Raw genomic sequence first — 11,701 nt, 5'->3', positions numbered from 1 at the left:
ATATAAAACAAATGATAACACACGTCGCCATTCAGAATAACATTAACAAAGCATTTTTTCAGAATAAATTTATTCACAACAGATTTTATAGCTTACTATTTTTAACAAATACAACTGACAAACAACAAGCACTATTTATTCCACCAAAAAATGAACATTTAATGCGACTGTTCTGTTTTTAAACAAAAAAAGGGAGTTACCATTACGGCAACTCCCTTTAAGGTTTACAACAAAAATTTATTCAACAGTAACCGATTTTGCCAGGTTACGCGGCTGATCCACGTCAGTACCTTTAATCAGCGCGACGTGATACGCAAGCAACTGCAGCGGAACGGTATAGAAGATCGGTGCAATCACCTCTTCCACATGCGGCATCTCGATGATGTGCATATTTTCATTACTGATAAATCCTGCATCCTGATCAGCGAAGACGTACAACTGGCCGCCACGGGCACGCACTTCTTCAATGTTGGATTTCAGTTTTTCCAGCAACTCATTGTTCGGTGCAACCACGATAACCGGCATATCAGCGTCAATCAGCGCCAGCGGACCATGCTTCAGTTCACCAGCGGCATACGCTTCTGCGTGAATATAAGAAATCTCTTTCAGCTTCAGGGCGCCTTCCAGCGCAATAGGGTACTGATCACCACGACCAAGGAACAGTGCATGGTGTTTGTCAGAGAAGTCTTCCGCCAGTGCAGCAATACGTTTGTCCTGTGACAGCATCTGCTCAATACGGCTCGGCAGCGCCTGCAACCCGTGAACAATCTCTTGTTCAATAGACGCATCCAGCCCTTTCAGACGAGACAGCTTCGCCACCAGCATCAACAGAACTGTCAGCTGGGTGGTAAATGCTTTCGTTGAGGCCACGCCGATTTCGGTCCCGGCATTTGTCATCATCGCCAGGTCAGATTCACGAACCAGAGAAGAGCCAGGAACGTTACAGATTGCCAGCGACCCCAGATAGCCCAGCTCTTTAGATAAGCGCAGACCCGCCAGGGTATCCGCCGTTTCACCGGACTGAGACAGAGTAATCATCAGACTGTTACGACGCACAGCGGATTTGCGATAACGGAACTCAGAAGCAATTTCCACATCACAGGGAATGCCAGCCAGCGACTCAAACCAGTAACGGGATACCATGCCTGAGTTATATGACGTACCGCAGGCAATAATCTGGATATGCTCAACCTGAGACAGCAACGCGTTGGCATTAGGACCAAGCTCACTTAAATCCACTTCGCCATGACTGATACGCCCGGTCAGCGTATTTTTAATCGCGTTCGGTTGCTCATAGATCTCTTTCTGCATGTAATGGCGATAAATACCTTTTTCGCCCGCGTCATATTGCAGATTAGATTCAATATCCTGACGTTTTACTTCAGCGCCAGTCTTGTCAAAAATAGAGACTGAACGACGCGTTACCTCGGCGATATCACCTTCTTCCAGGAAGATAAAGCGACGGGTTACCGGCAGCAGCGCCAGCTGGTCGGAAGCGATAAAGTTTTCACCCATGCCCAGACCGATAACCAGCGGGCTACCAGAACGCGCCGCCAGCAGTGTTTCAGGATTACGGGTATCCATAATCACCGTACCGTATGCGCCGCGCAATTGCGGAATAGTACGCAGTACCGCTTCACGCAGTGTACCGCCCTGTTCCAGCTCCCAGTGCACCAGGTGAGCAATCACTTCGGTGTCCGTTTCAGATACGAAGGTGTAACCACGCGCTTTCAACATTTCACGCAGCGGTTCATGGTTTTCGATGATGCCGTTATGCACCACCACAATGTGCTCAGAAACATGCGGATGCGCGTTCGCTTCTGAAGGTTCGCCATGTGTTGCCCAGCGGGTGTGGGCGATACCCGTACCACCGTGTAACGGATGTTCTTCCGCTGCAGCAGTCAGCATCTGAACTTTACCCAGACGACGCAGACGGGTCATGTTACCTTCAGCATCAACAACAGCCAGGCCGGCTGAGTCATAACCACGATATTCCAGACGACGTAAACCTTCGAGAAGGATTTCAGCTACATCACGCTGCGCGATAGCGCCAACAATTCCACACATATTTTTTGATTCCGAATTTAGGCATTGTGCCTGTCGTTGTCGGTCAACCTGTTTCCCCTTCGTCTTTCACTCCGTAGCTACGTTGGTTACGCTTGCTACAGCACGAAAAACTTTGGGTAATCCCCGTATTCCGGGTGCCCCGAGCCTTGTAGAGAGTGGGGTTATTTTTATAGGTACTGCTTTTAGAGTGGAGGATTATGTTATCCCCTCATCTCCTGTCTGCCTGATAGCGTAAGCACTTATTAACCTACAAAACGTCGCCGCACGTAGGCCGGATAAGGCAAAACCGCCATCAGGCAAAAATTATTACTTCTTCTTCACCGGACGCTGCCAGCCCTGTTTATGGACCTGAGGTACACGGCTTAATACGAGTTCGTTATCAGCAATATTACGCGTCACTGTGGTTCCGGCAGCGATCGTCGCGCCTTTACCCACGGTGACGGGAGCCACCAGCTGAGTATCAGAACCGACAAAAACATCATCGCCAATAATGGTTTTAAACTTATTAGCGCCATCGTAGTTACAGGTGATCGTACCCGCGCCGATATTCACGTTATCGCCAATTTCAGCGTCGCCGAGATACGTCAGATGACCCGCTTTAGAACCTTTACCCAGACGCGCTTTTTTCATTTCGACGAAGTTACCCACGTGCGCACCTTCCAGCAGCTCAGCGCCTGGGCGCAGACGCGCAAAAGGCCCGATAGTACAGGCCGCTTCCAGATGGGCATCTTCCACCACGCTGTACGGGCTAAGCTCACAGCCATCGCCAATTACGCTGTTTTTGATAATGCAGCCAGTACCAATCTTGACGCGATCGCCAAGGGTTACGTTGCCTTCAATGATAACGTTAGTATCAATTTCAACATCGCGCCCGTGAATAAGCGAACCGCGAAGATCAAAACGTGCTGGATCGCGCAGCATAACGCCTGCTAACAGCAGTTTCTCAGCTTGTTCGGACTGATAGACACGTTCAAGACGGGATAACTGAAGACGGTTATTCACCCCTTCGGTTTCGCTAATACGTGCCGGATGTACCGCAGCAATTTCGCGACCTTCCTGGTACGCCATCGCAATGATATCGGTGATGTAATATTCACCCTGCACGTTGTTGTTGGTCAGTTTCGACAACCAGCGCTTCATATCAGCGCCATTGGCAATCAGGATGCCGGTGTTAATTTCCTGGATCTGGCGTTGCTCGTCGGTCGCATCTTTGTGCTCAACGATGCCAGTAACTTTGCCGTTATCACGCGTAATGCGCCCATAGCCGGTTGGGTCGTCCAGTTTTACGGTTAATAAGCCAATACCACCCTGAGGTTTAGCATCGCGCAGGCGGCGTAACGTTTCGGTGGAGATTAACGGCACATCGCCATAAAGCATTAAAATGTCTTCGTCATCACCAAAGAACGGTGCAGCCTGCTGCATTGCATGACCGGTTCCCAACTGCTCTGCCTGCAGAACCCAGTTCAGATTGCCATCTTTCAACGTCTGCTGAAGCAAATCACCACCATGCCCGTAGACCAGGTGTACATGAGTTGCGCCTAATTCATTAGCGGCATCAATAACATGCTGCACCATCGCTTTTCCTGCGAGAGTGTGCAGCACTTTAGGAAGATCGGAATACATACGTGTACCTTTGCCTGCGGCAAGGATCACGACGCTCATAGCATTATTCAACATACACATCCTGACTGTCATTTGAGAACGAATTTATACCCTTTCACATTGAAAATACTACATTTTTTTCATCATGAAATGGGCCGAAGATAAAACGTTCAATAGGGGAAAATCCCTAACTATTAACTCACTATTTTCGACTATATCGGCGCCTTTTGTCTCCCAAAAACCAGGAGCATGCTCTTATTAAAGCCTTAGGTTAATGTTTTTGCTATTTTTTTGCCCCATGAATAAAGAATTGGGTAAGCAACGCACGATTTTTTTATATGATTCAGTGACAAGCAGAAAAATGGAGAAGGTAACAATTAGGGGGAGAGGAGGAGTGTACAAACAAGAGGGTAAGGAGCTAAATAAATGGCGCTTGCTCTCAACGATGTGAAGCCTCGCGCCACATAACAGACAGGTATGACTAAACGTCCATACTGCTGAAAAGGGCGATGATTTTGTTGAACAATTTCATGTTGGTATCCCGTTTTTATCTGAGTTAATTATGTGACATACATCACAAAAACAAGTCTACGCTTCATTTTTTAATCGATCAATAGTTATGTGATGCAGATCACATAAAATCAAAACACCTTTTCAGTTTCAAAATATCTAAAACACAGGCAAAAAAAAACCAGCCTGCTAGCAGACTGGTTTTCGTATTTTCAAGCCGGTGTTACATCGCTTTTTTGGTCAACTCGATAACGCGCAGTTTCGCGATCGCTTTGGCCAGTTCCGCAGATGCCTGAGCGTAATCCACGTCACCATGAGAGCTCTTAATATGCTCTTCAGCCTTGCGTTTCGCTTCCAGGGCTCTCGCTTCATCGAGATCCTGACCGCGAATCGCGGTATCAGCCAGTACGGTCACGTTGCCAGGCTGCACTTCAAGAATGCCGCCGGACAGATAGATAAACTCTTCATGACCGAACTGTTTAACGATGCGGATCATACCAGGCTTAATGGCGGTGAGCAGCGGTGCGTGACCCGGGAAAATACCCAGTTCACCTTCACTACCCGTTACCTGGATTTTTTCGACCAGACCAGAGAACATTTGTTGCTCTGCGCTGACGACGTCCAGGTGGTAAGTCATTGCCATATCACCCTCCGATTAAGGCGTTAAAGTTTTTTGGCTTTTTCTACGGCTTCGTCGATAGAACCAACCATGTAGAACGCCTGCTCTGGCAGGTGGTCGTATTCGCCTTCCATGATGCCTTTAAAGCCACGGATGGTGTCTTTCAGGGAAACGTATTTACCCGGAGAACCGGTGAATACTTCCGCAACGAAGAACGGCTGGGACAGGAAGCGCTGGATCTTACGCGCACGAGCTACCACCAGTTTATCTTCTTCAGACAGTTCATCCATACCCAGGATGGCGATGATGTCTTTCAGTTCCTGATAACGCTGCAGCAGGGACTGTACGCCACGCGCAGTGTCATAGTGTTCCTGACCAACAACCAGCGGATCCAGCTGACGGCTGGTGGAGTCCAGCGGATCAACTGCCGGGTAAATACCCAGAGAAGCGATCTGACGGCTCAGTACCACGGTTGCATCCAGGTGAGCAAAGGTGGTTGCTGGGGATGGGTCAGTCAAGTCATCCGCAGGTACGTATACCGCCTGAACGGAGGTGATAGAACCGGTTTTGGTAGAAGTGATACGTTCCTGCAGAACACCCATCTCTTCCGCCAGGGTCGGCTGGTAACCTACCGCTGATGGCATACGACCCAGCAGTGCGGATACTTCCGTACCGGCCAGGGTGTAACGATAGATGTTATCGACGAACAGCAGTACGTCACGACCTTCGTCACGGAATTTCTCAGCCATGGTCAGACCGGTCAGCGCAACGCGCAGACGGTTTCCCGGCGGCTCGTTCATCTGGCCATAAACCAGGGATACTTTATCCAGAACGTTGGAGTCGGTCATTTCGTGGTAGAAGTCGTTACCCTCACGAGTACGTTCACCTACGCCCGCAAACACAGAGTAACCGGAGTGCTCAATCGCGATGTTACGAATAAGCTCCATCATGTTTACGGTTTTACCTACACCCGCACCACCGAACAGACCAACTTTACCGCCCTTAGCGAACGGACACATCAGGTCGATAACTTTGATGCCGGTTTCCAGCAGTTCCTGAGAGCTGGACAGCTCTTCGTAGGAAGGTGCTGCGCGGTGGATAGCCCAACGCTCTTCTTCACCGATATCGCCTTTCATGTCGATCGGGTGACCCAGGACGTTCATGATACGACCCAGAGTTGCTTTACCTACCGGGACTTCGATCGGGTGCTCGAGGTCTTTAACTTCCAGACCACGACGCAGACCGTCGGAAGAACCCATGGCGATGGTACGTACGATACCGCCGCCGAGCTGCTGCTGAACTTCCAGCACCAGGCTCTCTTTACCATTCATAACCTCAAGAGCATCGTACACGCGCGGTACGGCATCCTGAGGGAATTCGACGTCAACCACGGCGCCGATTACCTGGACAATTTTTCCAGTAGCCATCTTGAATCCTCTACGAATTAACCTGGTTATACCGCGGATGCACCACCGACGATTTCGGTGAGTTCCTGAGTAATGCTGGCCTGACGAGCTTTGTTGTATACCAACTGCAGCTCTTTAATCAGGCTGCCGCCATTGTCGGTCGCGGCTTTCATCGCCACCATACGTGCGGCCTGCTCGCTGGCCAGGTTTTCTACCACGCCCTGATAAACCTGAGATTCAACGTAACGACGCAGCAGGGTATCCAGCAGCGGTTTCGGGTCTGGTTCATACAGGTAATCCCAGGCTTTTTGTTTTAACTCTTCATCTTCTGAAGCCGGTAAAGGCAGCAGCTGAGTGAGAGTCGGAACCTGAGACATGGTGTTAATAAATTTGTTGCTGACAACGTACAGTCTGTCCAGACGACCTTCATCGTAGGCCTGCAGCATCACTTTAACCGGGCCGATCAGTTCGGACAGGGAAGGGTTATCCCCCATACCGGTTACCTGAGCAACCACGTTACCGCCTACGGAATTAAAGAAAGACACGCCCTTTGAGCCGATCATTGCGATGTCGCACTGAACGCCTTTATCGGACCATGTTTTCATATCCGCCAGCAGCTTTTTAAACAGGTTAATGTTCAAGCCACCGCACAGACCACGGTCGGTCGACACCACCAGGTAGCCCACGCGCTTAACGTCGCGTTCTTCCAGGTAAGGGTGCTTATATTCCAGATTACCATTCGCAAGGTGACCAATCACTTTGCGCATGGTCTCTGCATAAGGACGGCTGGCCGCCATGCGATCCTGCGATTTACGCATTTTGGAAGCGGCGACCATCTCCATCGCTTTAGTGATCTTCTGCGTGTTCTGGACGCTTGCGATCTTACTACGTATCTCTTTTGCGCCGGCCATGAGCTTCTCCTCAATGCCTTGCGGTCCGTCCTAAGACAGACCGCCAGACGTTACCAGGACTGGGTTGCTTTGAAGGAATCGAGGATAGCTTTCAGCTTGCCTTCGATTTCATCGTTATAGCCACCGGACTGGTTAATCTCTTGCATCAGCGGAGCGTGATCACGGTCAACGTAAGCCAGCAGAGCCGCTTCGAAGCTACCGATTTTCGCCAGTTCCACATCTTCGAGGTAACCGCGTTCAGCCGCAAACAGCACCACACCCTGCTGTGCAACAGACATTGGGGCATACTGTTTCTGCTTCAGCAGTTCAGTTACTTTCTGACCGTGGCTCAGCTGCTTACGCGTAGCTTCGTCAAGGTCGGAAGCGAACTGAGAAAACGCTGCCAGTTCACGATACTGTGCCAGAGCGGTACGGATACCACCGGACAGTTTCTTGATGATCTTGGTCTGCGCTGCACCACCTACACGGGATACGGAAATACCCGGGTTAACTGCCGGACGAATACCGGAGTTGAACAGGTTGGTTTCCAGGAAGATCTGACCATCGGTAATGGAAATTACGTTGGTCGGAACGAACGCAGAAACGTCACCCGCCTGGGTTTCGATAATCGGCAGCGCGGTCAGGGAGCCGGTTTTACCTTTGACTTCACCATTGGTGAATTTCTCAACGTATTCCGCGTTAACGCGGGATGCGCGTTCCAGCAGACGGGAGTGGAGGTAAAATACGTCGCCTGGGAATGCTTCACGTCCTGGTGGACGACGGAGCAGCAGGGAAACCTGACGGTAAGCAACAGCCTGTTTGGACAGGTCATCATAAACGATCAGTGCATCTTCACCGCGGTCACGGAAGTATTCGCCCATTGCGCAACCGGCATAAGGTGCCAGGTATTGCAGTGCAGCAGATTCAGACGCGGTCGCCACAACAACGATGGTGTTGGACAGTGCGCCATGTTCTTCCAGTTTACGAACCACGTTAGAAATGGTGGACGCTTTCTGGCCGATAGCCACGTACACACATTTGATGCCGGAGTCACGCTGGTTGATGATGGCATCGATTGCCATCGCGGTTTTACCGGTCTGACGGTCACCGATGATCAACTCACGCTGGCCACGACCGATTGGGATCATGGCATCAACGGATTTATAACCGGTCTGTACCGGCTGATCTACGGACTGACGTTCGATTACGCCTGGTGCGATAACTTCGATTGGCGAGAAGCCATCGTTATCAACCGGACCTTTACCGTCAATTGGGGAACCCAGAGTGTTCACCACACGACCCAGCAGGCCACGGCCAACCGGAACTTCCAGAATACGACCCGTACACTTAACCTTCATGCCTTCGGCGAGGTCAGCGTACGGACCCATCACAACTGCACCTACGGAGTCGCGCTCCAGGTTCAGTGCGATAGCGTAACGGTTACCCGGCAGAGAGATCATTTCCCCCTGCATACAGTCAGCAAGACCGTGGATGCGGATAACACCGTCACTTACAGAAACAATAGTACCTTCGTTGTGAGCTTCACTCACAACACTGAACTGAGCAATGCGCTGCTTGATCAGTTCGCTGATTTCGGTGGAATTCAGTTGCATGCTCCAGTCCCCTTAAGACTGCAAGACGTCTGCAAGGCGCTCAAGACGGCCGCGTACGCTGCCATCAATGACCATATCACCCGCACGGATGATTACGCCTGCCATTACAGACTTATCGATTTTGCAATTCAGCTTAACTTTGCGTGACAGACGTTTTTCCATCGCTGCACTAATCTTCGTAAGCTGTTCATCACTCAGTGCATTGGCAGAAGTGACTTCTACCTCAGAGATAGCCTCACTGGCTGCACGCAGGTGAATAAACTGCTCAAGAACATCCGGGAGCGCATTAAGACGGTTATTTTCAGCCATTACCTTAATCAGGTTTTGACCGCTTTCGTCTAACTGCTCACCGCAGATTGCGATAAACGACTCAGCGAGCGTTTCCGGCGCCAGTGCGCCAGAGAGAAGCTCTGCCATTTGTTCGTTCTTCGTCACCTCAGCGGCAAACGTCAGCATATCCTGCCAACGGTCAACGCTTTGGTGCTCAACGGCAAAGTCAAAAGCTGCTTTGGCGTAGGGGCGAGCTACCGTAATAAATTCAGACATCAGCCCCTCCCTCCTTACAGTTCAGCGACAAGTTTGTCCACGATGTCGCTGTTAGCAGCTTCATCCACGGAACGTTCGATGATCTTCTCGGCGCCAGCAACAGCCAGGACAGCAACTTGCTTACGCAGCTCTTCGCGAGCACGTTTACGCTCGGCGTCAATTTCCGCCTGCGCTTGTGCCACGATTTTAGTACGTTCCTGCTCTGCTTCAGTTTTAGCTTCGTCCAGGATCTGAGCGCGGCGTTTGTTTGCCTGCTCGATAATTACCTGAGCTTCCGCCTTCGCTTTTTTCAGCTGGTCAGTCGCGCTGGCCTTTGCAAGGTCAAGATCCTTATGTGCTCGTTCAGCAGAAGCAAGACCGTCAGCAATTTCTTTTTGACGTTTTTCGATGGCTGCCATTAATGGCGGCCATACGTACTTCATGCAGAACAGAACGAACAGGACAAACGCGATGGCCTGGCCGAGGATTGTTGCGTTAAGATTCACAGCACAATGCCTCTATCTAGTTAACGTTCTGATATTGCTCTTAATTCAAGCAACGCTTACTACGCGACAGCGAACATCACGTACAGACCCAGACCTACAGCGATCATCGGGATAGCATCCACCAGACCCATAACGATAAAGAACTGAGTACGCAGCAGAGGAATCAGATCAGGTTGACGCGCTGCGCCTTCCAGGAATTTACCCCCGAGGATGCCGATACCGATCGCAGCACCGATTGCCGCCAGACCCATCATCACAGCGGCAGCCATGTACAGCAGATCCATATTCAGGTTTTCCATGACAGTCTCCAGTTTGTTTCAGTTAAAACGTAGTAGTGTTGGTAAATTAATGCTCTTCAGACGCCATCGACAGATAGACAATCGTCAGAACCATGAAGATGAAGGCTTGCAGCGTGATAATCAGTATGTGGAAAATGGCCCACGGCACATTCAGAATCCACTGTGACCACCACGGCAACAGACCAGCAATCAGAATGAAAATCAGCTCACCAGCGTACATGTTGCCGAACAGTCGCAGACCAAGAGAAACTGGTTTGGACAGCAGGCTTACCCCTTCAAGGATTAAGTTGACAGGAATGAACGCCCAGTGATTGAACGGCTGCAGCGTCAACTCTTTCGCGAAGCCGCCGATGCCTTTCATTTTGATGCTGTAGAACAGAATCAGGATAAACACGCCCAGCGCCATCGACAGGGTGATGTTTACGTCCGCAGACGGAACTACGCGCAGCGCCGGCAGGCCCAGTATATGCTCAGCAATATACGGCAGCAGGTCGATTGGCAGTAAATCCATCAGGTTCATCAGGAAGACCCAGACGAAGATCGTCAGGGCAAGCGGTGCGATAACCTTGCTTTTGCCATGGTACATGTCTTTGACACTGCCATGAACAAAGCCGATTACCAGCTCAATCGCGGTCTGAAATTTCCCTGGTACGCCGCTGGTTGCCTTTTTGGCCACGCTACGGAACATAAGCAGGAACAACAGACCCAGCACCACCGAGAAGAACATGGAGTCAATATTGAGCGTCCAGAAGGTGGCTGGGGGGTTATGCGGATCTACCAGCGAGAAAGTACGCAGGTCCAACTGAAGGTTATTCAGATGGTGCCCTATGTATTCCTGCGGCGTCATATTTTCAGAAGCCATGATGCCTTTTACCCTTTGTTGTTAATTACAGCCGGTGCCAGTATCTGAACCACCAGCACCAAAACCCACGTAACGATCAGCGGTAAGAACACCGCCTTCAAAACCGCCAACGCCACCACAAGCAAAACCAGCATCGCTAACACCTTGAAGGCTTCGCCGAAAGCGAACGACCAGGCCACTCGGCCCTTTGCTGGTGTATGTGCCTGGTGACGCCAGGCAAATATCATAAACAACATATTAGGCAGTAACACTGCCAATCCCCCGCACAATGCGGAGATGCCCCAGAAAGGGTCTTTGAGGCTAAACAGCAATCCACTTGCTATTACCGCCAGAAGCTGTGTGAGCAGAAGCTTACGAGCAACGTTTCGACTCAAGAGCGACATAGACATCACGTTTTTACTCCTGCTCCCTTCGAGGTATGCCGCGTGTCGTATAAAACGTTCTTTATGGCTTAGAGTCAAGCATCAAAAAGCGGTCAAATTATACGGTGCGCCTTCGTGATTTCAAACAATAAGTAGCTAAAAAGTGAATAAATGTTTAAATATTTTTCTCCAGGCCACATTTATTACTTTTTGGCAAACTGTGAACGATCATGCAAAACTGCAAATACCGCGTAAACACTGGCGACAAAGCGTGCACCAGATCACATATTGAACATATTCACCTTCGCTCAATTAATTTACGTGGCAAATGATGCCTTTTCATCTTTTTGATATTTAAGCGTAAAAACCGTCACTATTTTAGAAATAGCCCCTAACAACAAAAAAACCGCTCATTGACATTTATAATAAATAATTAACAC

At 50.0% G+C, this 11,701-nt stretch carries 11 protein-coding genes; all 11 read right to left on the bottom strand.

Going from position 1 to position 11,701, the window contains the following annotated elements:
- Window positions 1-237: 237 nt before the first annotated feature.
- The 11 genes from glmS to atpI all read right to left on the bottom strand — a co-directional run bounded on the left by glmS (window position 238) and on the right by atpI (window position 11,288).
- The gene (glmS, locus tag NNN64_RS21570) at window positions 238-2,067 is read right to left on the bottom strand and encodes a glutamine--fructose-6-phosphate transaminase (isomerizing) (protein ID WP_005121462.1); all 1,830 of its coding nucleotides are present in this window, start codon (window positions 2,065-2,067) and stop codon (window positions 238-240) included.
- Between the two features lie 306 nt (window positions 2,068-2,373).
- Complete coding sequence (glmU, locus tag NNN64_RS21565; RefSeq protein WP_271442714.1) at window positions 2,374-3,744, bottom strand: bifunctional UDP-N-acetylglucosamine diphosphorylase/glucosamine-1-phosphate N-acetyltransferase GlmU; 1,371 nt, start codon at window positions 3,742-3,744, stop codon at window positions 2,374-2,376.
- Between the two features lie 658 nt (window positions 3,745-4,402).
- On the bottom strand, window positions 4,403-4,822 hold the full coding sequence (locus tag NNN64_RS21560; protein WP_005121460.1) for a F0F1 ATP synthase subunit epsilon: 420 nt from the start codon (window positions 4,820-4,822) through the stop codon (window positions 4,403-4,405).
- Between the two features lie 20 nt (window positions 4,823-4,842).
- Window positions 4,843-6,225, bottom strand: a complete 1,383-nt coding sequence (atpD, locus tag NNN64_RS21555) for a F0F1 ATP synthase subunit beta (protein WP_003023806.1) — start codon at window positions 6,223-6,225, stop codon at window positions 4,843-4,845.
- Between the two features lie 26 nt (window positions 6,226-6,251).
- Window positions 6,252-7,115: a F0F1 ATP synthase subunit gamma gene (gene atpG / locus NNN64_RS21550; RefSeq protein ID WP_005121458.1), complete on the bottom strand. Its 864-nt coding sequence runs from the start codon at window positions 7,113-7,115 to the stop codon at window positions 6,252-6,254.
- 50 nt (window positions 7,116-7,165) lie between these two features.
- Window positions 7,166-8,707 carry a F0F1 ATP synthase subunit alpha gene (gene atpA, locus NNN64_RS21545; RefSeq protein ID WP_003827026.1) on the bottom strand — a complete coding sequence of 514 codons (1,542 nt, stop codon included), beginning with the start codon at window positions 8,705-8,707 and terminating at the stop codon, window positions 7,166-7,168.
- A gap of 12 nt (window positions 8,708-8,719) precedes the next feature.
- The gene (atpH, locus tag NNN64_RS21540; RefSeq protein WP_005121457.1) at window positions 8,720-9,253 is read right to left on the bottom strand and encodes a F0F1 ATP synthase subunit delta; all 534 of its coding nucleotides are present in this window, start codon (window positions 9,251-9,253) and stop codon (window positions 8,720-8,722) included.
- 14 nt (window positions 9,254-9,267) lie between these two features.
- The gene (atpF, locus tag NNN64_RS21535) at window positions 9,268-9,738 is read right to left on the bottom strand and encodes a F0F1 ATP synthase subunit B (protein WP_040232304.1); all 471 of its coding nucleotides are present in this window, start codon (window positions 9,736-9,738) and stop codon (window positions 9,268-9,270) included.
- Between the two features lie 59 nt (window positions 9,739-9,797).
- Entirely contained in the window at window positions 9,798-10,037 is a 240-nt protein-coding gene (atpE, locus tag NNN64_RS21530) for a F0F1 ATP synthase subunit C (RefSeq protein ID WP_000429386.1), read from the bottom strand.
- Between the two features lie 46 nt (window positions 10,038-10,083).
- The gene (gene atpB, locus NNN64_RS21525; protein ID WP_005121454.1) at window positions 10,084-10,899 is read right to left on the bottom strand and encodes a F0F1 ATP synthase subunit A; all 816 of its coding nucleotides are present in this window, start codon (window positions 10,897-10,899) and stop codon (window positions 10,084-10,086) included.
- Window positions 10,900-10,907: 8 nt separating this feature from the next.
- Window positions 10,908-11,288 (bottom strand): F0F1 ATP synthase subunit I, encoded by a 381-nt coding sequence (gene atpI / locus NNN64_RS21520; protein WP_045449005.1) that lies wholly within the window; start codon window positions 11,286-11,288, stop codon window positions 10,908-10,910.
- Between the last annotated feature and the right edge of the window lie 413 nt (window positions 11,289-11,701).

This window comes from Citrobacter sp. Igbk 14 (assembly GCF_028069825.1).
Taxonomy (GTDB): domain Bacteria; phylum Pseudomonadota; class Gammaproteobacteria; order Enterobacterales; family Enterobacteriaceae; genus Citrobacter.
The sequence above is the reverse complement of the archived record's forward strand: the minus strand, read 5'-3'. Positions and strand labels throughout refer to the sequence as shown.